Source organism: Acinetobacter kanungonis (assembly GCF_009939195.1).
In the GTDB taxonomy this organism is placed as follows: Bacteria; Pseudomonadota; Gammaproteobacteria; order Pseudomonadales; family Moraxellaceae; genus Acinetobacter; species Acinetobacter kanungonis.
In genome coordinates this window covers 101,281-128,001 of sequence record NZ_JAACKC010000010.1, presented here as the reverse complement: position 1 = coordinate 128,001, position 26,721 = coordinate 101,281, and the positions used below count along the sequence as shown (strand labels likewise).

Genomic DNA, 26,721 nt, shown 5'->3' with positions numbered 1-26,721 from the left:
TTACAGCTCTACTTGAAAAGTATGTTCTTTGGCTGGAAAGGATTGATCAAGCACCGCTGCATGATAGGCTTTAAACGCATCTAAAATTGCAGTTTCCCCTGCTTGCTCTTTCATAAAATTACGTACGAATTTCGCTACACGTCCGAAAGTCAAACCGAGCATATCTTGCACAACCAAGACTTGTCCATCAGTTTCCACCCCTGCACCAATCCCAATTACAGGAATGTGTGGGAAGCGCGCGGTCACTTCTTGACCCAACTGTGCTGGCACACACTCAAGCAATAACACTGCCGCACCCGCATTCACAACAGCCTGACAATCCGCAATCAGCTTATCTGCCGCTTCACGTGAACGTGCTTGTAGCTTATAGCCACCCAAAACATGGACAGATTGCGGGGTTAAACCCAAATGTACACAGACGGGAATACCGTTACGAGTCAACACTTCAACCGTTTCACTTAACCAAGCACCACCTTCAATTTTGACCATCTGTGCGCCAGCTTGCATTACAGTTTTGGCATTCGCCAAGGCATCATTGAGTGTCGCATAAGACATAAACGGCAAATCGGTCATGATCAATGCATGCTGATTACCACGACGCACGGCTGCCGTGTGATATGCCATATCTTCAACGGTTACTGGTAAAGTTGAATCACGACCTTGAATCGCCATTCCTAAAGAGTCACCAATTAAAATCGTATCAACTTCAGCAAGTTCCATTGCTTTTGCCATGCTGGCATCGTAGCAAGTTAAGCATGAAAACTTACGTCCATCTTGTTTAAATTGTCTTAAGTCACTCAGACTAATCATGAGATGTTCCTCTCTAGAAGTTCCTAGAACATACCTTTAGTGATTAAATGTTGGCCCAGTTTTGATCAGCGACTTCAGTTAAAGTCGTATGCTGTAATAAAGCCAAGCGATCTAATCGGTGTCCCTGAATATGTAAGTTTGGGTCTAAATCCAGTAAGGGAATAACCACAAAATCGCGCTCTAAAATGCCAATATGTGGCACAGTCAAACGTTCATGTTGAATCTGCTCATCACCATAGAGCAAGACATCCAGATCTAAAGTACGCTCACCCCAACGGCGCAGACGCACACGCCCAGCTTCCTGCTCAAATTGCTGTAATTGATCCAGCAAACTTAATGCAGGCAAGTCTGTTTCCAAGCGGGCGACCGCATTCAAATAATGCGGTTGATCTTGAGGACCCATGGGCGGGCTTTGATAGAGTTTAGAAGTTTGAACCGAGCCTAAACTTGCTAATTTTTGAATAGCTTCAGTCAGGATTTGACGCGAATCACCCAAATTACTGCCTAAGCCGATATAGCTGACCATCTTCATTGTGTTGGCCCAAAAATCACTTGGCTTAAATCGCGTTTCACCCGTTTTCTTTTCATAATCGGATGATCCTGACCGACGTCAGATGGAGCTTGACTGGTCACAATTTGCGAGGTGGTCTCCGTTGCTTTGGCTTTTCGGCTGCGACGACTACGGCTTTCCTGCTCTTGAACCAAAGGTTCAATTTCCACACTGGATTTGGTTTCAGAAACATCCTCATGGGTCGCTGCTTTACGACGTGTTTTAGCGCGCTGACGGTTATATTGACTGATCGCACGCTCTTTTTCGTCCGTCGACATCAACTGATAAGCATCCCACCAACTCCCCATCGCTTGTGTGGTGTTATCACCTGCTTTTTCACGCAGCAACAGGAAGTCAAAACCAGCACGGAAACGCGCATGATTCGACAGTGCCTCAATTTGTTGAGGTTTCGGACTGAGTAAGCGGGTTTGCATTTCCCAGACTTCCCGAATAAAGGTTTCCGCAAAACGTGGAATTACCGTACGTGTCGCTTGACGCTTCAGCACATCCAGCCCCGCTTGTGCACGTGCTTCAGCAGGCACCACACCTTTTTGCAGATAAAAATCACAACGCTCTAAGAAGGGTTTCCACAACAACACCGCGTAGAAAAATGCAGGGTTAATGGTTTTACCAATTTGAATCCGTTGATCAGTATTTTTTGCGGCACGCTCAATAAACGGCGTAATTTCAGGACGAATCTCTGCAAATAACTGACGCCAAATGCCAAAGTCAATCAACATTGGCAGCACTTGATATAAGTGCCCCATGGTAAACAACTTTTGCGATTCATCATAAAGACGGTGCGGTGAAACATCACGCAAAAGTTGCGTCCGTTCAGGTGTAAAAATTTCGAGAATCTTTGGATCAATACTAAATTTTAATTTGGCAGAGAAGCGCAATGCACGCAGCATGCGCACTGGATCTTCCTCGAAACGTAACTGAGGATCACCAAGTAAACGTAAAGTACGGCTTTGAATATCTTCTACTGCATGACAGAAGTCGAGCACAATGCCTTTACGTGGTTGGTAGTAAAGCGCATTGATTGAGAAGTCACGGCGAGCAAAATCTTGCTCAATGGTGCCCCAATTATTATCACGCAAGATCATCCCTGCTGCGGAAGTCACTGCTTTTTTAGGTGGTGCACGGAATGTCGCAACTTCAATCAGTTCGCGCCCAGAATAAACATGAGCCAACTCGAAACGACGCCCAATAATACGGCAACGACGACCGAACACTTCTTTAATTTGTGAAGGTGTGGCATTGGTTACGGCATCATAATCTTTCGGATTAAGGCCTAACATTAAGTCGCGAACACCGCCCCCTACGATATATGCTTCGTAGCCTGCCTTGGTTAAGGCATCAATCACATCAAGAATTGAAGCAGGTAATTGAGCGGTGGATAAACCACATTTTGACGCGCGCAAAGTTTGCAAAAGACGCTGTCTCCTACGCCTGAACGTAAAATATCTAAGATGGTGCTAATCATATCTCTAACACAATCAAAGGGCAATTTGATTATCTCAACACAATCGTGAATATTGAGTATCAATCCTCCAAAAGCAAAGTTTAGAGGGCTAATCGGTCTTTATTTTTCTGCAGCAGTTTAGGTCCAATCCCTTTGATATTCTGCAACTCATCAATGCTTTTGAATTTTCCATGTTGCTGACGATACTGCAAGATCGCTTCCGCCTTTTTCTCACCAATGCCAGACAACTGTTGCAATTGCTCAGCACTCGCACTGTTTAAACGAATTTTGTTACCCGATGTAGAAGTGAGACTCGGTTTGGATAAGTAATAATTTGCATCGCTATTGGAACTACTTAAGCGAGCATCTTGAGCCTGTTGCTGGGCTTTCCAATTCAAATATTGCTGGTCAAATTTTTGTGCGCTAGCAGACGTCCATCCCAAAACCAGCACGATAAAAAGCGTGACAAATCCTACAATACGATGTGCATTAAAATTCAGTTGCATAACATGCCTATATTTATTATCAAGTCATAGTTTTTTCGCCTGCTCCCACAGTTGGTCCATTTCAACCAAAGACATCTGCTCAAGAGTTTTATTTTGCAGGTGTGCCTGATCTTCAATGTAAGCAAAGCGTGTTCTAAATTTATCGATGGTGCCTAACAGCGCGATCTCATTATTGACGCATAGTTTACGTCCAACATTGATTAAAGAAAACAAACAGTCGCCAAATTCTGCCTGTATTTCATCGAGATTTTGTTGCTGAACAGCTTGTTGTAATTCTTCCAATTCCTCTTCCAATTTGGCATAGGCATCTACCACATTGGGAAAATCAAAACCAATCTGCGCAGCATTTTTTTGGATCTGTTCGGCTTGTTGTAAAGCAGGACCATGTTTGATCTGATCTAAACGTGCTTGCGGTTTCCCTTGTTTCTCTTGCTGCTTGATTTGCTTCCACAGGGTGGATACTTCCTCTGCGGTCAACTGATTAAACTGTTCAGCCTGAAAAACATGTGGATGCCGACGAATCAGTTTTTCAGTAATCCCCTGCACCACGTCCTGAAAATTAAATGCCCCTTGCTCGCTGTACATTTGCGATTGAAACACCACTTGCAGCAACAAATCACCCAGCTCTTCCTTGATATGCTGCACATCGCCCGAACGTACAGCAGCCTCGACTTCATAGGCTTCTTCAATCGCATAAGGCGTTAAACTATTGGGCGTTTGCTTTTGATCCCATGGGCATTTTTCACGTAATTCACGCATCACCGCCAATAGCTGTTCCATCTCTGACTTGCTCTCTATTCAAAATTTAAAAAAACATCGATAAAAAAGCCTGCTCTAGGCAGGCTTTTGAATGCGCTTAATTCCCTTGAATTAAACGACGGGCACTGATAATTCCAGGTTGCTGCTCTAAACGGGCCAACAAGCGTGACAACTGCGCCAAACCTTTGACCTCAATCAACAGCTTCATATTGGCAATACCGTCCGCTTCGGAAATGGTATTCACCTGACGGATATTAATCTGATCAGAGAAAATCACTTGGGTCAGATCTTTCAGCAAACCACGACGGTCATAGGCTTCCACCACAATCTGCACACTTTGACCGCGAGTTGGCTGCATTTCCCAATCTGCTTCGACGGCACGCTCAGGTTCCTGACCGATCATACGCACGTAGTCTGGGCATGCCACTTTATGAATGCTGACCCCTCGATTCAGGGTGATATAACCGCCAATCGATTCACCATGGACGGGTTGACAGCATTGTGCAACATGCAATTCCACATTGTCCAAGCCATCAATCAGAATCCCATGTGCCGATAAAGTATGGCTAGCACGTGGATTCAAAGCAGGCTTGAGCACCAGCTCAGGCTCATCCTGATCCAGATGCATATGACGATTAACCTGATTCATCAAGGCATGCAGGCTAATATCACCGCTCACCAAGTTAATCAGAATGTCATCCCCTGTTTTCACATTAAAGTGATTACAGTAGTCGCTTAAATCGATACTTTTTGGATGGATGGCCAGACGCGAAAGTTCTTTGTTCAGAATATCGCGACCAATTTCCAGATTCTTACTGCGATCTTGCTGACGGAACCAATGGCGTAACTTGTCACGCGCACGTGCAGTCTTGATATAACCCAACGAGTTCACCAACCAGTCACGGTTTGGCTCACGGTCTTTCTTGGTTAAAATCTCAACTTGCTCACCCGTTTTTAAAGTATAGGTCAGCGGTACATAGCGTTGGTTTACACGTGCCGCATAGCACTTGTTACCAACCTCAGTATGCACATGGTAGGCAAAATCCAGCACGGTCGAACCACGTGGCAATTCTTTAATATCACCATCACGGCTAAACACATAAATTTTCTCAAAATCTTCAAACTCTTGAATCTGTTCAAAGTTCTCAGAATCTTCATCTTCTTTATGCGCGCTGGCATCATTGCGCTCTTGGTAGTGTTCCAAGACTGAACGCAATGAATGTAAACGATGATTGAAAGAGCGGTCAGTGGTTTTCGCGCCTTCTTTATAATTAAAGTGCGAACATACCCCAAGTTCTGCTTCTTCATGCATATCACGGGTACGGATTTGTACTTCCAGTGATTTGTTTTCCGCAATCACAGCGGTATGCAATGAGCGATAACCGTTGGCTTTCGGATTGGTAATGTAGTCATCAAATTGATGCGGAATATGTCGCCAAATTTGATGCACAATGCCCAACGAGTGATAGCATTCTGGAACCGACTTCACCAATACACGCACTGCACGGATGTCATACAGCTGATCGAAGCTCAGGTTCTTACTTTTCATCTTACGATAAATCGAATAGATGTGTTTGACCCGACCATTGATCTCGGCTTCAATACCATGTTCAGCCAACTCATTCTTGAGCTTATCAATCACGAACTGAATATAGTGTTCGCGCTCTAAGCGCTTTTCGTTGAGTAAGGATGCAATTTCTTTATAGCGTTCTGGTGCCAGATAACGAAAGGCTAAATCTTCCAGCTCCCACTTTAATTGTGCAATCCCCAAACGGTGAGCCAAAGGTGAGTAAATGGTGAGAATTTCTCGTGCTACACGCTCTTGGCGCTCACGCGATGATTTCGCCAATTCACGCAACGCATAGGTACGTTCCGCCAGCTTAATCAGGACAACACGAACATCTTCAGTGACTGAAATCAACATCTTATAGATGCCAGTCAAATGTTCACGCTGATCATTATTAAAATGGTCTTCTAAACGTTTATTTTGTTCAATCAGCTCGGAAAGCTTACCCATCGACAGGGTACCTTTGACCAAGCCATAGACTTGTTCGCCAAAATGTTCTCGTACAAAATCAATGCTCATGAGTCCTTCACGAACACTGCGGTACAACATTGCAGCAGAAAGGGTATCTTCATCGACATGTAAATGTGCCAAAATATCAGCCATTTCAATACCCGTATAAAAGGTATTCGATCGATGATTGGTGGTGGATTCTAACTCTTTTTGCAGCGTCTCTTTGGCAACTTCTTCGAGTTGCTTGAGCGCTGCCCCGTCTAAAATGCTGCGTACTCGATCTAACCATTCGGCTAAATCCAGCTGAGCTTGTTCGGCATGCTCTACAGTCGCTTCCTCAGACAACTCGTTGAGTCGTCCAGGCAATTGCTCACGTACTGTGACCATACCCTTCTCCTACGAAATGATCATTCATATTATAAATCGTTTATCTCTTTTTCTTGCTCAAATAAGGCAATTGATTCGACATGTTCAGTATGCGTAAACATATCCATCACACCCGCCTTTTTTAATCGATAGCCATGTTGTGCCAAAACACCCGCATCCCTTGCCAGTGTTGCTGGATTACATGAAACATAAACGATTTTTTTTGCATTAAATTTAGGAACATAATGCATTACCTCTTCCGCTCCAGAGCGCGGAGGGTCTATCAATAATGCATCAAATCCCTGTTTTGCCCAAGAATGATGCGAAAAATCTTTTGTTAAATCTTGTGAAAAGAACTCAACATTGGTCATAGCATTGCGACGTGCATTGTCTTGCCCACGTTGAACCATTTCATCACTTCCTTCGACCGCAATCACCTGTCCTGTCGGTCCAACACAACGTGCGAGGGGTAAAGAGAAGTTACCAAGTCCACAAAAGAGATCCAAAACGCGATCACCTTGTTGCAGCTGAAGCAATTCACATGCCAGCTTGACCATTTGCGGATTTACAGTTGAGTTCACCTGCGTAAAATCGAGTGGACTAAAGCTAAAATTCACATCAAAGTCAGGTAAAGCATAATGTAAACGCATTTCAGCCTGTACTTGATCCACACGTTGTATGCTGTCTGGACCTGCGGGCTGCAAATACAATTGCCATTGTTTCTGTAACGTAAACTGTTTTAATTGGTTGACATCATGGTCCGATAATTTTTCTGTATGGCGAATCAGTAAGGCAATATCCTGATCCCCCATTGCCAATTCTATATGCCCAATCGCGGCTTTGGCTGTTAGACTTTGGAGTAACTGTTTTAAACGGGTAATTGAACCAAAAGCCTGATCCAGTACCAGACAACGGTCAATCGACGTCAGTTTATTACTTTGCTTTTCACGAAACCCCACAATCAATTGATCACGCTGTGGGAAATAGCGCACGCCAATTCGCGCTTTACGGCGGTAGTCTTCTCGTAATGAACGAATCGGTGCCAGCCATTCTTCAGGCTGTAAACCTGCAAAATGCTGTAAATGTGATTTCAGTACATCCTGTTTGAAGCGAATCTGCTCGTCTTTTTCAATATGTTGCAAACTACAACCGCCACAGGCATGAAAATGCGGACAAGCGGGCTTCACTCTTAAGCTTGATGGCGTACCCAAAACTTCGATGCAATCCGCCTCTTCCAAGCGCTTATTGCTATGCGTAATTTTGGCACGAACAGTTTCCCCAGGAAGTGCCTGAGCAATAAAGACTTTCTTGCCGTGCTTTTCAACAGGGTGTGCGGCATCCGTACCATAGTGGGCAATTCCACGTCCTTCATGTGAAAGTGTCTCAACCTGAAAAGTATAAATCGGTTGCTGACTTGGACGGGTATGCTGACGATGCTTCATGAAAACCTAGTTTGAATGGTGAAAATCGGATGCTGTAAATTCAGTCTGCAATGACGTTTGGCGCCAAATATTCAGAAAATCAGCATGTTGTGGATGAGACTGTAACAACTGAATGCTCGCCTGAATCCAAGCCTGATGCTCTTGCTGCTGTAATTGACCTTTCAATAACAACCAGCGTAAATAGATCAGCCATGTATTTAATACATCGCCCTCACAATAGCCAGTTAAATCCTGCCATTGTTGTAACCGAACATATTCGGGCACATGGTAACCACCATCGCCACGCTTCCCAGGGAAACCTAAAAGATGGGCAACATCATCCAGTTTTTGGAAATGGCGCAAATTAAACATCGCCATCACATCCATTAAATCGACATGACGCTGATGGTAGCGATTTTGGTAGTTATTATACTTCTTCTGATGATCAATCTCACCTTGATCGAACAGACTTGATGCAGATAAACCATGATACATGGCTCGGAACAAAATCACGGGCAAATCAAACTGCGAACCATTCCAGCTCACTAAAGTCGGATGCTTCTTATCAAAAATCGAGAGAAATTTCTTTAAGATCTCAGCTTCTGAATACTGTTCCCGACTAAACGAAAACAGTTTCATCGCCCCCAGCTCATCAATCCATAAACCTGAAATGCAGACAATTTCATGTAAAGCTAAGCGCTGAAAGTCCATCCCCGATTCTTGGCGACGCAACTTGGTGAGTGCCTGCTGCAAATCTGCTTCGGGCAAGTCCAGACCATAAAGATGCGCCCCAGACTTCAAGTCCGTCATGGTTTCAATGTCAAAAACAAGAACAGGTAAGCGCATCTTTAATCTCTATATAATCAATCTTAAATTATTCAGGATCTTGTACTGAGAACAAGCCCGTTGATAGATAACGGTCACCACGGTCACAGATAATGCAGACAATCACTGCATCTGGGTTTTCTTCTGCAATACGTAGGGATGCCCACACTGCACCACCCGATGACGTTCCCGCACTGATGCCTTCTTTTTGCGCTAGCTTACGCATGGTTTTTTCCGCTTCAATTTGTGGAATATCCATAATGCGGTCAATACGGCTACGATCAAAAATGGTCGGCAAGTATTCTTGTGGCCAACGGCGAATACCCGCAATGCTGGAACCATCTTCAGGCTGCAAACCGACAATTTGAATGTCAGGATTTTGTTCTTTTAGATATTTGGATACGCCCATAATGGTGCCCGTCGTGCCCATGGCACTGACAAAATGCGTGATCTTGCCAGCGGTTTGTTGCCAGATTTCTGGACCTGTGGTCAAGTAATGTGCTTCGACATTGTCTGGATTGCCAAACTGATTCAACACCAAACCCTTGCCTTCAGCTTGCATCTGCAAGGCCAAATCACGTGCACCTTCCATGCCTTGTTGCTGAGTGACTTCAATCAACTCGGCCCCATAGGCACGCATGGCATCTTTACGTTCTTGGCTCATGTTGTTTGGCATGATCAGTTTCATCTGATAACCGCGCATTGCTGCAACCATCGCCAAGGCAATGCCTGTATTACCACTGGTTGCCTCAATCAAAGTATCCCCAGGTCGAATTTGTCCACGCTTTTCTGCCTGCATAATCATGTTATAGGCTGGACGGTCTTTGACTGAACCCGCTGGGTTGTTGCCTTCTAATTTTGCCAAAACCGTGGCTTGCGTGTGACTTGCCAGACGTTGTAAACGCACCAAAGGTGTTTTTCCTACATAGTGGTCCAACAAAAATTCATCTGCTTGAAAATCGGGGGTTGTGTTACTCATGGTGTGCACCTTGATCGAGGTGCGGGTATTGTATGAAAAAATGCATGTCCCTGCACCCATTTCGCAGGGTTTTTCATGAAAGTGATTAAAGCACGGTCAGTTTCAAATAAAGCATGTTAATATGCTGGGCATAGGGAATTTACTACGTTTGCCATGTCGAATATCAATAAAAAGTTATTTAAACGCTTACACTTAAATCATGCGTATGGGCAATTGATTGCCATGATTTTTGTGCCAATTATGGTTTTGGCATGTGTAGGTGCGGCATTGGTCTTATCAGAAACATCAAATGCAGCCAAAGCGCAGCAACGTCAAATGGCAATTGCGATTTTGACCCGTTACCAAAGTACTGCCGAATCAGCACTCGACTTACTCAATCGCTATCCATGGCATTATGATCAAGCGCAAAATGCCATGCAGTATATGTTTAATGAAAAGCTGCTGAATCAGGCGACAATTATTGACCACACGGGTGCTGAACGCATCCATGTGGGCGGTGATGCACAAGCGCAATGGCCCAAATACCCGACCGATAAAAGCTTTTTCGGTCCGCTCAAATCCAATGGCAATCATGTCTATGGCATGCAAATTAATGATTCTCCGAATCATAAAGGCTGGCTGCTGATTGAGCTGGACAATCAACCCTTACAGATTGCGCGTTACCGCGTCCTGATTGTGTTGATCGCAACAGGATTGTTAACCCTGTTGCTGCTATTACTGTGTTTGAATTTCTATTCACGTCGCTGGATTGCCCCGATGTACGAAATTCGCATGCAGCTTCAACGTCTAAATGCCGACACCCTTGATCAACACATGATCATTAACAGTACTGGCGAATTACGCTTACTACAGCGTGACATCGCCAATGTGGTAAAACGTCTTCATTTCAGTTTTTTAGAACTCAAAGAACATACCGAACAAACTGAAGATGACTTAAGACGTACCCTCGACACCTTAGAAGTGCAAAACATTACCTATCGTCAAGCGCGTGACCAAGCAATTTCCGCCAACCAAGCCAAGTCGGTATTTTTGGCGAATATCAGCCATGAACTCAGAACACCATTAAACAGTATCGACGGCTTTATTCATTTGCTGTTGCGTCAGGGCAATTTAAGTAATGAACAAAATCTATATTTACAGACCATTCGTAAATCTTCCGCGCACTTATTGGCACTGATTAATGATGTTCTAGATTTCTCTAAAATTGATGCTGGCAAACTGGAACTGGAAACTGCTCCATTTGATCTGGAAGAAGCGATTTTCGATGTGATGGATATGCTGTCACCATTGGCAGCACAAAAGCATATCGATATGGCGTTCTACTATGGCGACGATGTTCCGAAACAGGTAATTGGTGATACCTTACGCTTTAAGCAGATTCTGACCAATTTGATTTCCAATGCGATTAAGTTTACCCCCGATGGTGAAATCATTGTTCGGGTACGTATGAAGCATGATGATATCGGACAATGCCTGCTGCATTTTAGCGTCCAAGATAGCGGTATCGGCTTAAGTGGCACTGACCGTAAACGCCTGTTTGAATCCTTCTCACAAGGGGATGCTTCGGTGACACGTCAATTTGGCGGCACAGGACTCGGTTTGGCCATTTCCAAACAGTTGGTGCATTTAATGCAAGGCCAAATTGGTTTTGAAGACAACCAAGAACGTGCACCAACCGAGAAAGGTTCGACTTTCTGGTTTACCGCGATGTTTGCCGTAGATGACGAATATGAAATTGTGCATCCACAATTCGAACATATGAAAGTGGTATCTTATCTAGCCCATCCTGCGGCGGCACATGTACTCCGTCACTATCTTGAAAACTACCAAGTCGAACATATTGAAACAGCATCGATTTTGGATTTATTTAGTCGCTTGAATCAACTTCAGTCGCAACAAGAAAATACCTGGTTGATTGTGGATCATAGTGGTGACACCGAAGCCATGTTGAAGGAAATTCGCAGCCGATATACCGGCAGCCTTGCGGTTTATGGCTACCAAATGGCGCTCGATCCGAACATGCTGAATGAATATCGTGCTCGTCCACTATATCAACCTTTAAGCCGTAGCGCCCTGATTCAACTTCTGAACAACCAGTCGGTCTTCCAGTCTGAACACCATGAAAACTTCGACGGTCAGGGCTTGCATATTTTAGCGGTTGATGACCACCTACCAAACCTGATTGTACTTGAAGCCCTGCTCAGTGAACTGAATGTCACCACCACCAAAGCGCAAAGTGGACAGGAAGCGATTGATATCATTCAAACGCGACTGGAACAAAAACTGAAACCTTTTGATCTGGTGTTTATGGACATTCAGATGCCTGTAATGTCAGGCATTGATACCACCCGCGCGATTCGTGCACTGGAGTCCACTTTAGAAGAAGAAACCCATCTGCCGATTATTGCACTCACGGCACATGCACTGGCAGATGAAAAGCAGAAACTCTTAAAAGTCGGTATGGACGACTATGTCACCAAGCCGATTCAGATCGAACAAATTATTCAGATCTTGACCCACTGGACCAGTAAAAGTTTCGACAAAGCTGCCCTCGTCGAAAAGAATATTGTGATTGAGGCGCTTGATCCAGAAATTCTGAACTGGCAGCACAGCTTACAACTGGCAGCGAACAAAGAAGACTTGGCGATTGATCTGCTAAAAATGCTGGTCGACAGTTTTCAGACTGAACTGGATGAAATGCAACAACTGATTGAACTGGAAGACTTCCCTCAACTGGAACACGTACTGCATCGTCTCTATGGTGCAACCCGCTATGTGGGTGTACCGAGTCTACAAGAAGCATCTGGAGCGTTTGAACAGTTCATCTCGACCTTGCGTAAAGAAAAGCGTCGCGCTGATGAACAGTTTATTCAAGAAACCTTACAACGCTTTGATGATTTGAAGCTGATCATGCAACAGGTAAAACAGGCAGCACAGTCCATTTTAAATAAACAAATCCAATAATTTCAGGAAAAAAGATGTGACTGAGCTGTCATGCATGGGCATACATGCACATGCTATGCTCCGAAGCAAAGCAAAATTAGAGTATCCAGCATGGCTTTATTACGTGTAGAAAAACAAAACGGAATTGCAACCGTCAGTCTAAACCGTCCAGAAAAACGCAATGCCATGAGCTTTGCCTTACTGAATGAATTGGTCAAAGTTGCCAATCAACTGAAAAAAGACCGCAGCATTCGTTGTGTGATTTTAACGGGTGAAGCCAATGTGTTTAGTGCAGGTATTGATCTTGCCGACTTAAACAATCCTAAAAACAAAGCCTATGCCGCTTGGGAGTTGGTCAAACCGGGGCAAAGCCTATTCCAAAAAGCATTTTTAATTTGGCAAGAATTACCTGTACCTGTCATTGCAGCTCTAGAAGGTTTTTGCTTTGGTGCAGGCATGCAATTGGCTTTGGCGGCAGACATACGGATTGCCCATCCTGACACTCAAATGTCAATTATGGAAAGCCGTTGGGGGCTAGTTCCTGACATGGGCTTAAGCCGCTCACTTAAAGGAGTGATTGGACTGGATTTAGCCAAAGAACTTACCCTAACTGCCCGTATTTTCGATGCCAATTATGCCAAGCAGATTGGTTTGGTCACGCATTTGTCTGAGACCCCACTACAACAAGCGCAAGCCCTTGCAGAAGAAATGCTGCAACGTTCTCCAGATGCCCTCGCCGCAGCCAAACAGGTGCTGGATGCGATGGAACATCAACCGCGTAAATCTTTACGTTTAGAAAAAATCTGGCAATTGAAACTTTTATTAGGTAAAAACAGTCAATTGGCGCGTAAAAAAGACAAACAACCCGAGGTTCAATTTGTGCCGCGCCAGTTCCAATAACTTTCGGTAACAAGAATAAGCTATAGAGAGATTCCAATGAATTTTGATCGTAATACGAAAATTGCATTTCTGGGGATGGGGTTAATGGGCAGCCGCATGGCAACCCGTTTGATTCAGGCTGGATTTGACGTGGCTGTATGGAACAGAACTGCTGCCGCTTGTGATGTCCTGATTGATTTAGGTGCCACAGCACTGAAACTGGAAAATATTGCAGATTATCCTGTGATCTTGACCTGCCTTTCAGACGATTCCGCTGCACAACAGGTGATAGAAAAAATTCAGCCTTACTGGACAGCGAATCAGGTGATTGTGGATTTCTCAAGTTTATCTGTGGATAAAACCAAAACGCTGGCCGATTTAGCGCAGCATGATGGACTACACTGGATTGATTCACCTGTCTCTGGTGGTACAGCAGGTGCTGAGCAAGGAACGTTGGTGATTTTCGCTGGTGGAGATGCCGACATCATTCAGCGTTTAAGCCTGATTTATAACGTGCTTTCACAACGCGTCACGCGTATGGGTGAAACAGGTACAGGGCAAGCCACCAAAATTTGTAACCAATTAATTGTCGCAGCCAATAGCACGCTTATTGCAGAAGCTGTTGCCTTGGCACGCCAAGCGGGTGTGGACACCACCCTACTGGCTCCTGCACTGGCGGGAGGATTTGCCGACTCGAAGCCGTTTCAAATTTTAACACCAAGAATGGCCAATCATCAGTTTGAACCTGTACAATGGAAGGTGCAGACTTTATCAAAAGATTTAAATAATGCGGTGCAATTGGCTGAAAAATTCCAATTAGATATACCTGTAGCAAAAAAAGCATTATCACAATTGCAGACACATCAGAATAAAGGCTATGCTGAATCAGATTTAGCCACAGTAATTCAACAGGTTGAAGCAGAATAATAATGCAGGAGCAGACTCATGACTAAACTCGCAGTGAATCTTTCCATGATCTTTACTGAAGTGCCACTCATTGAACGTTTTGCACTGGCTTATGCGCATGGCTTCAAACATGTTGAAATTCAATTCCCTTATGAACTCAGTATTGCCGACATTCAAAAGCAACTGACTCAGCATGACTTAAGTTTGTGCTTAATTAATGTGCCCGCGGGCGATTTGATGCAAGGAGGAAATGGCTTGGCGGGCATTCCTGGCAAAGAAGTTGAATTTCACCAAGCCCTTGAATTGGCAATTCAATATGCTGTGGCATTAAAAGTCCCAAATGTAAACATTTTAGCAGGCAAGCAGCCACTGGATTGCGATCTGCTTCCATGTCTCAATACCTTGGCAAAAAACTTAAAACTGGCGTGTTTCATGCTGGCAGAACACCATATTCAGCCCGTCTTTGAAATGATTAATGGCACCGACATGCCACGCTTTCTAATTCAAAATATCGCCCAAGCACAAGAAATTCTAGAAGCGGTGCAACACCCTGCCCTTAAAATGCAATTTGACTGTTATCACATGGCCATGATGGGTGAAGATGTGCTTGAAGAATTGAAAGAAAATATTCTTGAAATTGGACACATCCAGTTTGCCGATTGCCCTGGGCGACATGAACCCGACACCGCGCAAATTAACTTTAAAGAGATTTTTGACTGGCTCAGCCATAGCGATTATGCAGGCTTTATTGCCGCAGAGTATCGCCCGCAAGCTCACTCAAACCACTCATTTGCATGGAAAAACAAGTACTTTGCCGAACATCCACAAAGTTAAAAAACAGACAATTGAAATTTGGTGATAAAACCGCTATATTAGAAGATGAGTTATTGTCAGGAATTATGACCCTTTATGAATTTAGAACCATCGCCCAGCGCTTCTAATTCTCTCGATCTCGCAATGAATTCTCAAGCTCAAGACGTACAAGCTTGCTTAAAAGTTGTACATGAAGCTCTATTAGATGTAAAAGCAAAAGATATTATCGAACTTGATGTAAGCAGCATCAGCAATGTCGCAGATGCGATTGTGATTGCTAGCGGTACATCAACTCGTCACGTAAAAGCACTTGCAGACAATGTCGCTGAAGAAGCGCGTAAAGCAGGTTTCCGCCCAATTGGTGTGGAAGGCGAACGTGATGCAGAGTGGATCTTGATTGACCTTGGACTCGTTGTGGTTCACGTCATGTTACCGACTGCGCGTAAATTTTACGATCTCGAAAGTTTATGGCGCACAGCTCCAGAATCTGTAGCATAAGAAATTGACCGATTCGGTCTAAAAAAGCCAGTTAATCTAAAGACTAACTGGCTTTTTTATTTTCTAGCATCCGTTCAATGGATTGATAAAACGCCCCACGCTTGAAACGCTTTATCTTACTTCACACTTATGCCTGCTAAAGCAATTGATGTAGATCCACATCCATAAATTGTTGCTTAATCTGTTCTTTGGCCCGCGCAAAGATATAGTCCGCTTTACTCGGTCCATAAAACTCGCAATACACTTCATAAATAGTGGTGAGTACTTTGGCATAACTGGTGATCGGCAAACAGCTCACAAATTCATATTCATGAATGTCCTGTTGTGTGACCACCGCATAACCTGATTCATTCAGGCGTGCTTTAACATCCTGATCAAAATCGGGATAGTCCGACTGCGCAACCCCCTTCACCACAAAGACCACAAACTGCATGAAAGCATCGGTCAGTTGAGCCGAAACCAAGGCTTCTTCTTTGGCTTGCGGCTTGGTTTGCATTAAAACCTGTTTTTCCACCGCTGAGATTTCAAACAGCACTTGGCGCAGCATGTCTTTTCGATAAAACCGCAGTTCTTCGGTATTACACACTTCACTTAAAAAGCGGTTCAGTACAAAAGAAGGTTTATCGCCATATTCTTGCTCCCAATAACTCAGGACACGTTCCAGCGCAATTCCTGTTATATATTGGCTTAAGCCCCGCTCAATTGCAGTGCGCTTTTGCCCTATCGTCAATAATTCATTCGGCATACTCATGAACTCCTTAATGGCGTTTGGTCATACCATCGGTTTCAAAAGTCACATCCCGCTGAAACTCGGGGTATGACAACTCGGCATGTTCGGTATAGTCCAGTCCACGCTGTTCATGTTGTTTGCTGACACGCAAACCACCCAAGACTTTTTCCAGCACTTTGAACACCACAAATGCCACACCAAAACCCCAGACAAAACCAGCAATGATACCTAAAATCTGAATAGAAATAATTTGCGAATTGAATGGACTTGCTTCATAAAACAGCCCTGCCGCCAATGTCCCCCAAGCACCACAAAAGCCATGGACGGTAACCGCATCGACTACATCATCGAGTTTTAATTTTTCAATCAGAACTGGCATGACACTGACCACCAGCCCTGCTGCCAGACCTGTCACCACCGCATATAATGGAGACATGGTGGCACAGCCCGCAGTAATTGCGACCAAGCCCCCTAAAGACGCATTAATTGTGGTGCGAATGAGAATGGCTTTACCACGCATAAGCGCATACAGCATGTAGGCAACAGCGGCAGCACATGCTGCCAAGTGGGTATTTAATGCTATACGTCCAATACTGACAGTTGCATTCACTGTAGAAGCCGCATTAAACCCAAACCATGCCAACCATAAGATAAAACCACCCAACGCCACTAAAGGTACGTTATGACCTGCCAAGTAATGTGACTGACCATTCCGCCCAAAACGCCCCAAACGCGGACCCAATACCACAATCCCAGCCAAAGCGACCCAACCGCCAATCGAATGCACCACGGTTGAACCCGCAAAATCGATGAAGCCGAGAGACTTTAACCAACCCTCACCCTCAAACAGACTGCCCCATGCCCAACTCCCAAAAATTGGATAAATCAGACCACTGACCACTGCCGCACTAACCACATAAGCCACAAAATGAATTCGCTCCGCCATGGCACCACTGGCAATGGTGGTGGCAGTTGCAGCAAACATCATTTGAAAGAACACCAAGTTCCAATGCCAATCATCCAAATCATTTGGCGCAAAATGACTAGCACCAAACCAACCCGTGGTATTGATGCCAAACATCAAGCCAAAGCCAATCAACCAAAAGACCAAGCCCCCCAAGCAAGCATCCATATAGTTTTTCATAAGGACATTGACCGTGTTTTTGCCACGGACAGAACCACTTTCGACCAAGGCAAAACCCGCCTGCATGAAAAAGACCAAAATCCCGCCCATGACCACCCAGACACTGTCGAGTGAAATGCGAATTTCCTGAATGTTTTGTGCTTGTGTTGCTACAGGATCAGCCGCAAAACTTGCGCTTGATAGCAGCCCTAACATGATGAAGTAGATATAGTTTATTTTTTTCATGAACACCCCCAAATTATGTTCACAAAAAAGCAAAATCAGTGCCAAGAAAAACACATAATTTAAATTAAGTGACTCATTCAGCATTTTAAAACTGCCGTTTCAGCCCACTTTTTTTCAATTTCTCGGTTACGATTCAAAGTACATCAATAAAAAAACCACCCCGTAGGATGGTTTTGATTTATCAATGAAACTACCAGCTTGAACGTTTAAAATTTATAACGCAAATTTAAATTAATCTGACGCTCATCCCCTACGGTGACCACATTGTTACTTAGACCACCTGCATAATATTCCTTATCAAAGAGGTTTTTCGCATTCACACTGGCTTGCCACGTTCCAGCGTCATAGCCCATTTCAGCATCAAATAACGCATAACCTGGAATCGTGTAATCATATTTATAACTGCTCTTTTTCGATTCGCTGCGCACCCCAGCTCCAATAAACCAACCTTGTAATGCACCTTGATTAAATTCATATCGAGTATTGAGATTGAACATTTGTTCGGAAACATTATTTAAGCGCTTCCCTTCATTACTGCTGATTTCGCTATCTACAATACGTGCTGTCGGTAAATAGGTATAGTTAGCATTCACGACCCAATTAGGTAAGACTCGTACAGCAAGCTCAGTCTCAATGCCTTGAGTATTCTCTTCACCCGTCTGATAGTTATCTCCATTGGCATCGCTCGATACCACATTAAAACGGGTCAAATCAAACCATGCCAGACTGGCTTGTAAGCGCTGATCCAAGGTTTGAAACTTAAAACCGACTTCATATTGTTTAGCTTTTTCAGGGTCGAATACATTGCCATCCACATCTACATCGGTTACTGGTAAAAATGAAGTGGAATAGCTCACATAGGGCGAAACCCAGTCATTATAGGTATATAAACCTGCGATACTGCCAGAAAATGCCTGACTACTTTTACTGCTCTGATTGTCGTTATAATTACTTTTGGCATCGACGGATGCCCAGTCATGTCGTAATCCTAAATTCACATTAAAACGATCCGTCACATCCACTTGGTCTTTAAAATACACCCCCATGGTTTTTAACGTTGTTTCGACACTGTCACTGCGCAAAGTCTTGCTGGCACACCAATCTTGATTGGTATAGCTCGGTGTATAAATATTTAAAGCCGTGATCGTACAATTATAGTTCCAGATATCACGGGTATCATGCATGCCATCTAAACCCAGCATAATATGATGCTGCATATTGCCCAGTTCGACTGTTTTGGCAATATTATTATCAATACTAAAATTTATATCATCATAATGCTGATCACGCCCCTGACGGGTGATGGTGCTACTGCTCGCTGTAGATTTACTAATAAACACGCCTTGCCCATCTAAACGAGAATTTTGTACGGCAAAATTCTGTTTGAATGTCCAGCCATCCTCAAAAACATGCTTCAGGTTATAACCAATACGCATGCTGTCTGAAAGATAGGGATCGGCACTGGGCTCACCAATAAATAAATGACGGTTCACCTGCCCGTTGCTGTTGGGCAAAATACTGCCATAGACTGGCAAACCCTGCTGTCGAACATATTCTTTATGGTTATAAGTCGCAATCACCGACAAATCCGTCTGATCCCCCAAGTCAAAATTATACGAAGGTGAGATATAAAAGTTTTTAAAATACACATGATCCGTTGCATCATCTTGATCTGAATAGTTCGCATTTAAACGCCATGCCGCTTTATCCGAACCCTCAATAGTATGGTTGGTATCCACCCCAATTTGGCGCAAATTATGACTGCCGTAGCGCAAGTCCAACTGATTAAAATCATCCTGTACAGGGCGCATGGTCACCAAATTCACAATCCCACCCGGTGCGGTTTGACCAAAATCCATGGAATCTGGACCTTTCACCACCTCAATGCGCTCTAGACCTGTAATATTACTCGGTGAATCAGAAGCTTGAGCCTGACGTAAACCATCGACATAAATTGCGTCGGACGACAATTGCCCGCGAATAATAAAATCATCTGCACCACGGCGACCCAATGGTGCTGAAATGACTCCAGCCACGCCTTGAATGGCATCGGTCAAATTCATGGCTTGCTTTTTTTCAATTTGTTCTTTGGTAACCACCGAAACTGATTTTGCTGTTTTAAATAACGGCTGCTCTGACTTTAAGCTTTGCGTAGTGGTGGGTACATCACCATCGGATTGTGGATTTTCTGCCGTTAACGTAATGGTTGGAAGGACACTGTCTTCAGCAAGGGTCGGTTGCGTTACAGATAAAATTGCCAATGCCAAGCTGCTTGGCACAAACCAAATGGGAGTACTTTTTTTCATAAAATCTTAAAAATGGAAGCATAAAAAATTATTCGCAAATATTAAGCTTATTAATAATCTTTCTCAATAACAATTAAAAAAACCAATGTACTTACAGTAACTTCATAAAAATATTAATAAAAGCTATACTTTCAAAGTAAACACCTGACAATAACAACCAAAACACTTAACGATCAATCTTTAGAAAAATAGAATTAAAATAATCATTTAAATAAATCATGTAGTAAAAATTAATAGTTTTTATTAAATGTACTGCTTCCAAAATGTGACTTATTCTTTTCAGTAAAAAACGGACAATTTGAAAAATTAAGAATTTATTATTTTTAAAACCCTCAAAAATAGCAGAACAACTTACACCATCACCCTCGTAGAACAATTCAATCTAACTTTGGAGCTATCTCACACGGAGATAGCCCTCAATAAAATCCACTCAGACTGATCTGACTCTATCGGGTTCTGCTCACACCCTACTTGGAGAGTGCAGCAATCATCAGTGGACCCGCTTGCTCATCAGTTAACGCAGGATAGACTTCCATAGAAAGGAGGTCATTCCACTCCATTACCCACTGTTGAATCAACATGGCATCACTAGCCTCAATGATTGCAACACCAGAGAGCTGTGCAATAGCATGCCATCGACCTAACATTTTTATGCCCGAAGGTACTGTACCTCCTGTCTTCAAAAACCGTTCCATTGCAGCATTACGGTTTTCAGGGCGAATACTATACTTAACTATAAACAACATAAGTCACCTCTCACATTGATTGGCGCACCTAACTAGACCACATGAGAGAATATGCAAGCAGATAAATTCACATGTCTTATACCGCTGCTAAACCTCCACGCGGTTAGATCTGACCATCAAACCTCTTCGTCATTTAAATCACCTACCCCTATATTTTGAGCGCTTTTCAATCAATTTTAAAGAATAGCAGCGCCTAAAATTATTCAAACAAATGTTGCAAACAAAATGTTTTAAATATTTAACTTAACCCATAGCAGCAGTAGATGATGCATTCAACACGCCCTCACTCACTCCCACCCCAACAGCTTAATATTAAAAAATAAAGGATAGGCTTACCTTGTGAAGATCGAATTTCAGCCGTAAAAAAACCACCCCGAAGGATGGTTTTAATCTCCCTAAATCCCTCTTTATAAAAGAGGGACTTGAGACTTTGATTTAGTGTCCGCCACCATTAATCGCTTTCGTCATATCTTCCACAACTTTCTTCGCATCACCGAAGACCATCATGGTTTTTTCATTGTAGAACAAATCGTTGTCTAAGCCTGCATAACCTGTCGCCATAGAGCGCTTGATCACCATAATGGTACGTGCTTTATGTGCTTCAAGAATTGGCATACCGTAAATTGGTGAGCTTGGATCGTCTTTTGCCGCAGGGTTAACCACGTCGTTCGCACCAATCACTAGTACTACGTCAGTCGCTGGGAAGTCAGAGTTAATTTCATCCATTTCCAAGATGTCTTCATACGCGACATCTGCTTCTGCAAGTAATACGTTCATGTGACCTGGCATACGACCTGCAACAGGGTGAATAGCAAAACGAACTTTTACACCCTGTTCTTTCAGGATTTCACATAACTCTTTTACCGCATTCTGTGCACGACCTTGCGCCATACCATAACCCGGTACAATCACAACACTGTCCGCATTTGACATCAAGAAGCCTGCGTCATCTGCCGAACCAGAACGATGGTTACGTTGAACTTGCTCACCTTTGTCTGCTGACGCAACTGCCGCACCACCCATCGCACCACCAAACAAGACGTTGATGATTGAACGATTCATCGCCTTACACATGATGTAGGACAGAATCGCACCCGAAGAACCCACCAATGAACCCGCAACAATCAACATATTGTTTTCAAGGGTAAAACCAATCCCTGCCGCAGCCCAACCTGAGAATGAGTTAAGCAGTGAGACCACAACTGGCATATCACCACCACCGACTGGCGCAATCCACACCCAACCGAATGCAAGTGCAAGTGCAGTCATCGCCCAGAATGCAGCCATGTTGCCCGTGGTAAAGAATGTGAAACCACAGACCAACATTACAATAAAGATGGTTGCTTGAACTGGTTTAACCCATGCACCCGAAATGGTTTTTGCCCATTTCTTCGCAGCCAATTTACCGTATGCGAATACCGATGCAGTAAAGGTGATTGCACCAACGAAGCAACCTACAAACAGTTCAAATAAATGAACCGAGCTCATATGTGCATGTTGAACGCCCGCAGCAGTTAAAGCTGCTTCATTTTGTTCAAACAATACAGTGAGTTGGTTGTTATGCAGAATCGCTGCAATCGCAATGAGTACCGCAGCCAAACCGACCAAAGAGTGCATTAAAGCCACTGTTTCTGGCATTTGCGTCATTGGAACCGTACGAGCACGTGCGATACCGACAACCGCACCCAATACCATTGCCCCACCAATCATCCAAATCACAGGATGGTCTGCAACAAAGAAGGTAGTCACCACAGCAATTGCCATAGCGATCATACCGTAACGGTTACCTTGAATTGCGGTCTTAGGACCTGACAAGCCACGCAACGTGAGGATAAAGAGGACGGCACCAATAAGGTAGAACCAATCCGCATAGTCTCGAATGAATTCCATGTATTAGCCCTCTTTTTTCTTTTGCTTTGGCTTGAACATTTCAAGCATACGAGCAGTTACAGCAAAGCCACCGAAAATATTGATACTTGCCAAGAACACAGCCACTGCACCCAAAATGCTCACCACATTCACGCTTTGGAATGCAACATTTGCTTCCATACCAATCGCAGGCATACCTACAGTTTGCAGCATTGCACCCACAATGATGATGGATGACAATGCATTAGTTACCGCCATTAATGGCGTATGTAATGCTGGCGTTACGCCCCATACCACGTAATAACCTACGAAGATGGCAAGGACGAAAATAGTAATCGTTTCAACCATGAGAAATCTCCTTAACCACGCTTCAGCAGTACTTGACCGCCATGAGTGACCATTAGGGCTTTTTGAATTTCATCTTCTTGATTCAAGACAAAGTTTTTGTCCTTATCAAATAATGTTTCGACAAAATTAAAAACGTTACGTGCATACAGTGCAGATGCTTCGGTAGACACGGTCGATGGAATATTTGGAATACCCAAAATCTTCACACCATTACTCGTCGTAACGGTCGTACCACATTGTGAACCTTCAACGTTACCGCCTGTTTCCACCGCCATGTCTAGAATGACTGAACCCGGTTTCATCTTGGCAACGGTTTCAGCCTTGATTAAACGTGGTGCATCACGACCTGGTAACAATGCCGTGGTAATTACGATATCTGCATTCGATACCGCTTTGTCCACGATTGCCGCTTGGTCTTTGATGTATTGCTCACCTGGCATCCATCCATAACCGTTTTTCGCGGCATCTGCTGCACGTTGTTGCTCTTCTTCAGACATTGGCACGTCTAACCACTTACCACCCAAAGATTCCACTTGGTCTTTTGCAGTTGGACGTAAATCTGTAGCTTCAACCACTGCACCTAGACGTTTTGCCGTAGCAATGGCTTGCAGACCTGCCACACCCACACCCATGATCACAACACGTGCAGGCTTAACAGTACCTGCAGCCGTCATTAACATTGGGAACATACGTTGATATTCTGCCGCAGCCAAAAGTACAGACTTATAACCTGCAAGGTTGGCTTGAGAAGACAACACGTCCATGTTTTGCGCACGAGACAAAGTACGTGGCAACAGCTCTAATGCAAATGCAGACACTTGTTGTGATGCAAATTGATCAAGCTCGGTGTTACGGTACGGGTCAAACATTGCCACTACGGTGGTGTTTGCTGCCAATTTTTGAATTTCCTCACCCTTTGGGGCACGGACTTTCAAAATCAGTTGACTGCCGGTATAGGCATCTTCTGTAATTTTGGCACCAACTTGTTCATAAGCACTGTCAATGTACGCAGCATTAACACCCGCGCCACGTTGAATGACCACAGTATGACCAGCGTTGATCAACTTCTTGACTGTCTCAGGCGTAGCAGCTACGCGATGTTCACCGACGACAGTTTCGGTTGGGATTCCGATTTGCATGAGCATTCCTCAAGCTAAATTTTTCTCTAGCAAACACCGTTAAAAACGATGTTCCCCCAGGATGTGTTCTTGTTGAATTTTTGGATTCTAATTGAACTTTTTTAAATTACCACCCAATATTTATTTAATAAATACCCATATTTTGAACTGATGATTCATAAATATAATCGTACGATATATCATTCATCAGTTTTGCCTAACACCCAGATCTGCTGCATAAGCATACAATTCGGCTATTTTTCTCATTTTTAGCCTCCTTCACGCCCTGTTTCAGGCTGAATGCTATGTGGGTGATTTGAGCTACTGGTATTTTTGACAGAATTCAGCCTTTGAGCATCCCTCTTCAGATTCATCCCTGTTCTACACAATTTAAGCAATTCTTGCTTTTTTATGCGCAAAATTGACTGATCTGACAATTTATAAAGCATTCTTTCGAAATTGGATTGACCGAACATCAGCCTATTTTCTGTCTTTAAAGCAATCCCTAAAATACCTAAAAAAAACCGTTTCAAGCTGAGCTTAAGATGATTTAAAGACACGCAGATGAAATCCCACAAAAGTCTTATAAAGCAGGAAATTTAATTAAAAATAATTTTCAAATCATTTAGTCTGATGATGCAATATGTTTCACTTGTCATATTTTGCACTATTTTAGGTCGTTTATCATTCAAGAGCGGTAGAGGAAATCTTTGCACTTAAAGCGCTAAACCGTTGACACTCCTGTACTTAGAATACACACGACTATTTCATTAAGTTAATATTTATCAATCGATTAGTTTTATGCAACAAAGCATTTAAATAAATTAATTCTATATATTGTTAAATTTATTATTCCAAATAGTATGCATATCTATCATTTTTTTGCATTTTTAACTTTTTAAACCAGCACCTATACTGAGCATCAACCCTAGCTTGCTAGTGCTTACACAGTCCTATTTTCATGAATTTTTCTTTATCTCGTACCCAGCTCGGCAGTTTATTCGCGATTGGCGCGGCATTCTTGTTTAGCAGCAAAGCCATTTTCATTAAACAAGCTTATGCTCTCTCTCCTTTGGTGGATGCCACTTTACTGATGGCCATTCGGATGGCATCTGCCTTACCTTTCTTTTTGCTGATTTGCTGGTTGAATCGGGAAAAAAGCAAAGGCTTGCAAGCGAAAGATTGGGCGCTACTGATGACCGCGGGTTTAATGGGCTATTACTTTGCCAGTTGGCTCGACTTTTTAGGGCTGATGTATATCAGTGCTTCTTTGGAACGGATCATTTTATTTCTCTATCCAACCCTAACGGTCTTGGCATCATGTGTTCTGTATCGCCAAAAACTGTCTCTTAAAAGTGTGATTGCCATCCTGCTCAGTTATGGTGGCACGGTCGTGGTGATGCTACAAGAACAGCAAAATGCACCTGTACAAGAACATTTTTGGTTAGGTGCCAGCTTTGTGTTTGCCAGTGCAATTGCCTTCGCTGCATATCTCTTACTCACCCCACCCTTGATTCAAAAATTTGGTTCTTGGAATTTTACCGGACTGGCGCTCAGCACGGCTTGTATAGGCACACTGGTACAATTTTTCTGGGTCACGCCTCACCCAATATTGTTGATTCAACAACTGCCTCATGCCGTACTTTGGTATGGCTTGGCTTTGGGCTTCTTTGTGACGGTCGTCCCTACCGTTTTGTTAATGCAGAGTATTGAACGCTTGGGGGCGGCTCAATCTGCCATGATTGCCTCAATTGGTCCTATCCTGACCATTTTATTGGCAGTGGCGTTCTTAAATGAACATCTGAATTTCTGGCAATGGGTCGGCTGCGCACTCAACATTGTCGGGGTTATGATGATTACCTTATCCAAAAAGAAATTAGCCAAATAAGCAGGATGGCGCCACATGAGATCTCACTTATTTAGACTCAGTGGTTTCGTCTTTGCTACGAAGCGATAACTCGCCATGCTCTGGATGAATTTGCATAAGTAACTGCTGAAAATGCGCACCTGCCGAAGTTTCAGCAAAGACATCATTCGGATTACGCAAAGGGCATTGCTCGAGGGATAAACACCCACAACCGATGCACCAGTCCAGTTGTTGGCGTAGCTGCAATAAACGCACAATCTGCTGATCTAACTGAGCTTGCCAGTTTTTCGACATCTGCTGCCAATCTTGCTTGGTCGCATTACCCTGTTTGGGCAAATCCGCAAAAGCAAGTTTCACCTGTTGCAATGAAATACCCACCAGCTGTGCCGCCTTAATAATTGCGACCCGTCTTAACATGGAACGTTGATAACGACGCTGATTGCCTGCGGTGCGGGTACTCCAGATCAATTCTTTTTCTTCATAAAAACGTAAAGTGGCAACGCTGACATCGCTGCGCTTTGCCAAGTCGCCAATGCTTAACCAGAGTTGCGTCATTGAAGCAGGTTGTGAAATTTCAGACACAGGTCTTGACCTCAAGTTAACTTGAGCTTTGATACTAGCAAAAATTCAA

At 43.6% G+C, this 26,721-nt stretch carries 24 protein-coding genes; 6 read left to right on the top strand and 18 right to left on the bottom strand.

Features of this window, described 5'->3' with window-relative positions:
- The 9 genes from panB to cysM all read right to left on the bottom strand — a co-directional run bounded on the left by panB (position 1) and on the right by cysM (position 9,698).
- Positions 1-810 carry a 3-methyl-2-oxobutanoate hydroxymethyltransferase gene (gene panB, locus GWK51_RS15590; protein WP_161934404.1) on the bottom strand — a complete coding sequence of 270 codons (810 nt, stop codon included), beginning with the start codon at positions 808-810 and terminating at the stop codon, positions 1-3.
- A gap of 43 nt (positions 811-853) precedes the next feature.
- Positions 854-1,342: a 2-amino-4-hydroxy-6-hydroxymethyldihydropteridine diphosphokinase gene (folK, locus tag GWK51_RS15585; protein WP_161934403.1), complete on the bottom strand. Its 489-nt coding sequence runs from the start codon at positions 1,340-1,342 to the stop codon at positions 854-856.
- Positions 1,339-2,793: a polynucleotide adenylyltransferase PcnB gene (gene pcnB, locus GWK51_RS15580; RefSeq protein ID WP_161934402.1), complete on the bottom strand. Its 1,455-nt coding sequence runs from the start codon at positions 2,791-2,793 to the stop codon at positions 1,339-1,341. Before pcnB ends, folK begins: the two co-directional genes overlap by 4 nt.
- A gap of 133 nt (positions 2,794-2,926) precedes the next feature.
- Complete coding sequence (locus GWK51_RS15575; RefSeq protein WP_100242073.1) at positions 2,927-3,331, bottom strand: ComEA family DNA-binding protein; 405 nt, start codon at positions 3,329-3,331, stop codon at positions 2,927-2,929.
- A 24-nt stretch (positions 3,332-3,355) separates the two neighbouring features.
- Positions 3,356-4,111, bottom strand: coding sequence for a nucleoside triphosphate pyrophosphohydrolase (mazG, locus tag GWK51_RS15570; RefSeq protein ID WP_161934401.1), 756 nt, complete (start codon positions 4,109-4,111; stop codon positions 3,356-3,358).
- Between the two features lie 76 nt (positions 4,112-4,187).
- Complete coding sequence (locus GWK51_RS15565; protein ID WP_142767845.1) at positions 4,188-6,494, bottom strand: RelA/SpoT family protein; 2,307 nt, start codon at positions 6,492-6,494, stop codon at positions 4,188-4,190.
- 29 nt (positions 6,495-6,523) lie between these two features.
- The gene (rlmD, locus tag GWK51_RS15560) at positions 6,524-7,915 is read right to left on the bottom strand and encodes a 23S rRNA (uracil(1939)-C(5))-methyltransferase RlmD (protein ID WP_161934400.1); all 1,392 of its coding nucleotides are present in this window, start codon (positions 7,913-7,915) and stop codon (positions 6,524-6,526) included.
- Between the two features lie 6 nt (positions 7,916-7,921).
- A complete protein-coding gene (locus tag GWK51_RS15555; RefSeq protein ID WP_100242069.1) occupies positions 7,922-8,740 on the bottom strand; it encodes a 3'-5' exonuclease in 819 nt (272 codons plus the stop codon).
- A gap of 28 nt (positions 8,741-8,768) precedes the next feature.
- On the bottom strand, positions 8,769-9,698 hold the full coding sequence (cysM, locus tag GWK51_RS15550) for a cysteine synthase CysM (RefSeq protein WP_161934399.1): 930 nt from the start codon (positions 9,696-9,698) through the stop codon (positions 8,769-8,771).
- A gap of 153 nt (positions 9,699-9,851) precedes the next feature.
- Between cysM and GWK51_RS15545 the strand changes: the two genes are divergently transcribed.
- The 5 genes from GWK51_RS15545 (at position 9,852) to rsfS (ending at position 15,737) form a co-directional block, all read left to right on the top strand.
- Entirely contained in the window at positions 9,852-12,662 is a 2,811-nt protein-coding gene (locus GWK51_RS15545) for a GacS-like sensor histidine kinase (RefSeq protein WP_161934398.1), read from the top strand.
- Positions 12,663-12,752: 90 nt separating this feature from the next.
- Complete coding sequence (locus GWK51_RS15540; RefSeq protein ID WP_161934397.1) at positions 12,753-13,541, top strand: crotonase/enoyl-CoA hydratase family protein; 789 nt, start codon at positions 12,753-12,755, stop codon at positions 13,539-13,541.
- Between the two features lie 36 nt (positions 13,542-13,577).
- Entirely contained in the window at positions 13,578-14,447 is an 870-nt protein-coding gene (locus GWK51_RS15535; RefSeq protein WP_161934396.1) for an NAD(P)-dependent oxidoreductase, read from the top strand.
- Positions 14,448-14,465: 18 nt separating this feature from the next.
- The gene (locus GWK51_RS15530; protein WP_142767838.1) at positions 14,466-15,260 is read left to right on the top strand and encodes a hydroxypyruvate isomerase family protein; all 795 of its coding nucleotides are present in this window, start codon (positions 14,466-14,468) and stop codon (positions 15,258-15,260) included.
- A 75-nt stretch (positions 15,261-15,335) separates the two neighbouring features.
- Positions 15,336-15,737 carry a ribosome silencing factor gene (gene rsfS / locus GWK51_RS15525; protein ID WP_016166152.1) on the top strand — a complete coding sequence of 134 codons (402 nt, stop codon included), beginning with the start codon at positions 15,336-15,338 and terminating at the stop codon, positions 15,735-15,737.
- Between the two features lie 136 nt (positions 15,738-15,873).
- Here the strand turns inward: rsfS and GWK51_RS15520 are convergent, their stop codons facing one another.
- From GWK51_RS15520 to GWK51_RS15485, 8 genes are all read right to left on the bottom strand, one after another.
- Positions 15,874-16,488 carry a hypothetical protein gene (locus GWK51_RS15520; RefSeq protein WP_235941168.1) on the bottom strand — a complete coding sequence of 205 codons (615 nt, stop codon included), beginning with the start codon at positions 16,486-16,488 and terminating at the stop codon, positions 15,874-15,876.
- Positions 16,489-16,495: 7 nt separating this feature from the next.
- Positions 16,496-17,836 carry an ammonium transporter gene (locus GWK51_RS15515; protein WP_161934395.1) on the bottom strand — a complete coding sequence of 447 codons (1,341 nt, stop codon included), beginning with the start codon at positions 17,834-17,836 and terminating at the stop codon, positions 16,496-16,498.
- A 206-nt stretch (positions 17,837-18,042) separates the two neighbouring features.
- A complete protein-coding gene (locus tag GWK51_RS15510) occupies positions 18,043-20,142 on the bottom strand; it encodes a TonB-dependent siderophore receptor (protein ID WP_161934394.1) in 2,100 nt (699 codons plus the stop codon).
- 467 nt (positions 20,143-20,609) lie between these two features.
- A complete protein-coding gene (locus tag GWK51_RS15505; RefSeq protein ID WP_161934393.1) occupies positions 20,610-20,888 on the bottom strand; it encodes a DUF3303 domain-containing protein in 279 nt (92 codons plus the stop codon).
- Between the two features lie 435 nt (positions 20,889-21,323).
- On the bottom strand, positions 21,324-22,778 hold the full coding sequence (locus GWK51_RS15500) for an NAD(P)(+) transhydrogenase (Re/Si-specific) subunit beta (RefSeq protein ID WP_161934392.1): 1,455 nt from the start codon (positions 22,776-22,778) through the stop codon (positions 21,324-21,326).
- 3 nt (positions 22,779-22,781) lie between these two features.
- A complete protein-coding gene (locus GWK51_RS15495) occupies positions 22,782-23,105 on the bottom strand; it encodes a proton-translocating transhydrogenase family protein (RefSeq protein ID WP_161934391.1) in 324 nt (107 codons plus the stop codon).
- A gap of 11 nt (positions 23,106-23,116) precedes the next feature.
- Positions 23,117-24,244, bottom strand: coding sequence for a Re/Si-specific NAD(P)(+) transhydrogenase subunit alpha (locus tag GWK51_RS15490; RefSeq protein WP_161934390.1), 1,128 nt, complete (start codon positions 24,242-24,244; stop codon positions 23,117-23,119).
- A 248-nt stretch (positions 24,245-24,492) separates the two neighbouring features.
- Positions 24,493-24,783: a hypothetical protein gene (locus tag GWK51_RS15485; RefSeq protein ID WP_161934389.1), complete on the bottom strand. Its 291-nt coding sequence runs from the start codon at positions 24,781-24,783 to the stop codon at positions 24,493-24,495.
- A gap of 401 nt (positions 24,784-25,184) precedes the next feature.
- On the opposite strand from GWK51_RS15485, the gene GWK51_RS15480 reads away from it, so the two are divergent.
- Positions 25,185-26,111: a DMT family transporter gene (locus GWK51_RS15480; RefSeq protein WP_161934388.1), complete on the top strand. Its 927-nt coding sequence runs from the start codon at positions 25,185-25,187 to the stop codon at positions 26,109-26,111.
- 27 nt (positions 26,112-26,138) lie between these two features.
- On the opposite strand, the gene soxR is transcribed toward GWK51_RS15480, so the two are convergent.
- Complete coding sequence (soxR, locus tag GWK51_RS15475; RefSeq protein WP_161934428.1) at positions 26,139-26,645, bottom strand: redox-sensitive transcriptional activator SoxR; 507 nt, start codon at positions 26,643-26,645, stop codon at positions 26,139-26,141.
- Between the last annotated feature and the right edge of the window lie 76 nt (positions 26,646-26,721).

Excerpts from the sequence above, each read along its gene's own strand:
- GWK51_RS15510 (WP_161934394.1), bottom strand. The coding sequence starts at position 20,142 with ATGAAAAAAAGTACTCCCATTTGGTTTGTGCCAAGCAGCTTGGCATTG.
- GWK51_RS15520 (WP_235941168.1), bottom strand. The coding sequence starts at position 16,488 with ATGAGTATGCCGAATGAATTATTGACGATAGGGCAAAAGCGCACTGCA.
- GWK51_RS15480 (WP_161934388.1), top strand. The coding sequence starts at position 25,185 with ATGAATTTTTCTTTATCTCGTACCCAGCTCGGCAGTTTATTCGCGATT.
- GWK51_RS15535 (WP_161934396.1), top strand. The coding sequence starts at position 13,578 with ATGAATTTTGATCGTAATACGAAAATTGCATTTCTGGGGATGGGGTTA.
- GWK51_RS15530 (WP_142767838.1), top strand. The coding sequence starts at position 14,466 with ATGACTAAACTCGCAGTGAATCTTTCCATGATCTTTACTGAAGTGCCA.
- soxR (WP_161934428.1), bottom strand. The coding sequence starts at position 26,645 with ATGACGCAACTCTGGTTAAGCATTGGCGACTTGGCAAAGCGCAGCGAT.
- GWK51_RS15495 (WP_161934391.1), bottom strand. The coding sequence starts at position 23,105 with ATGGTTGAAACGATTACTATTTTCGTCCTTGCCATCTTCGTAGGTTAT.
- GWK51_RS15575 (WP_100242073.1), bottom strand. The coding sequence starts at position 3,331 with ATGCAACTGAATTTTAATGCACATCGTATTGTAGGATTTGTCACGCTT.
- cysM (WP_161934399.1), bottom strand. The coding sequence starts at position 9,698 with ATGAGTAACACAACCCCCGATTTTCAAGCAGATGAATTTTTGTTGGAC.
- GWK51_RS15545 (WP_161934398.1), top strand. The coding sequence starts at position 9,852 with ATGTCGAATATCAATAAAAAGTTATTTAAACGCTTACACTTAAATCAT.
- GWK51_RS15555 (WP_100242069.1), bottom strand. The coding sequence starts at position 8,740 with ATGCGCTTACCTGTTCTTGTTTTTGACATTGAAACCATGACGGACTTG.
- GWK51_RS15540 (WP_161934397.1), top strand. The coding sequence starts at position 12,753 with ATGGCTTTATTACGTGTAGAAAAACAAAACGGAATTGCAACCGTCAGT.
- GWK51_RS15500 (WP_161934392.1), bottom strand. The coding sequence starts at position 22,778 with ATGGAATTCATTCGAGACTATGCGGATTGGTTCTACCTTATTGGTGCC.
- GWK51_RS15490 (WP_161934390.1), bottom strand. The coding sequence starts at position 24,244 with ATGCAAATCGGAATCCCAACCGAAACTGTCGTCGGTGAACATCGCGTA.
- GWK51_RS15505 (WP_161934393.1), bottom strand. The coding sequence starts at position 20,888 with ATGTTGTTTATAGTTAAGTATAGTATTCGCCCTGAAAACCGTAATGCT.
- rsfS (WP_016166152.1), top strand. The coding sequence starts at position 15,336 with ATGAATTTAGAACCATCGCCCAGCGCTTCTAATTCTCTCGATCTCGCA.
- mazG (WP_161934401.1), bottom strand. The coding sequence starts at position 4,111 with ATGGAACAGCTATTGGCGGTGATGCGTGAATTACGTGAAAAATGCCCA.
- folK (WP_161934403.1), bottom strand. The coding sequence starts at position 1,342 with ATGAAGATGGTCAGCTATATCGGCTTAGGCAGTAATTTGGGTGATTCG.
- GWK51_RS15515 (WP_161934395.1), bottom strand. The coding sequence starts at position 17,836 with ATGAAAAAAATAAACTATATCTACTTCATCATGTTAGGGCTGCTATCA.
- panB (WP_161934404.1), bottom strand. The coding sequence starts at position 810 with ATGATTAGTCTGAGTGACTTAAGACAATTTAAACAAGATGGACGTAAG.
- GWK51_RS15565 (WP_142767845.1), bottom strand. The coding sequence starts at position 6,494 with ATGGTCACAGTACGTGAGCAATTGCCTGGACGACTCAACGAGTTGTCT.
- rlmD (WP_161934400.1), bottom strand. The coding sequence starts at position 7,915 with ATGAAGCATCGTCAGCATACCCGTCCAAGTCAGCAACCGATTTATACT.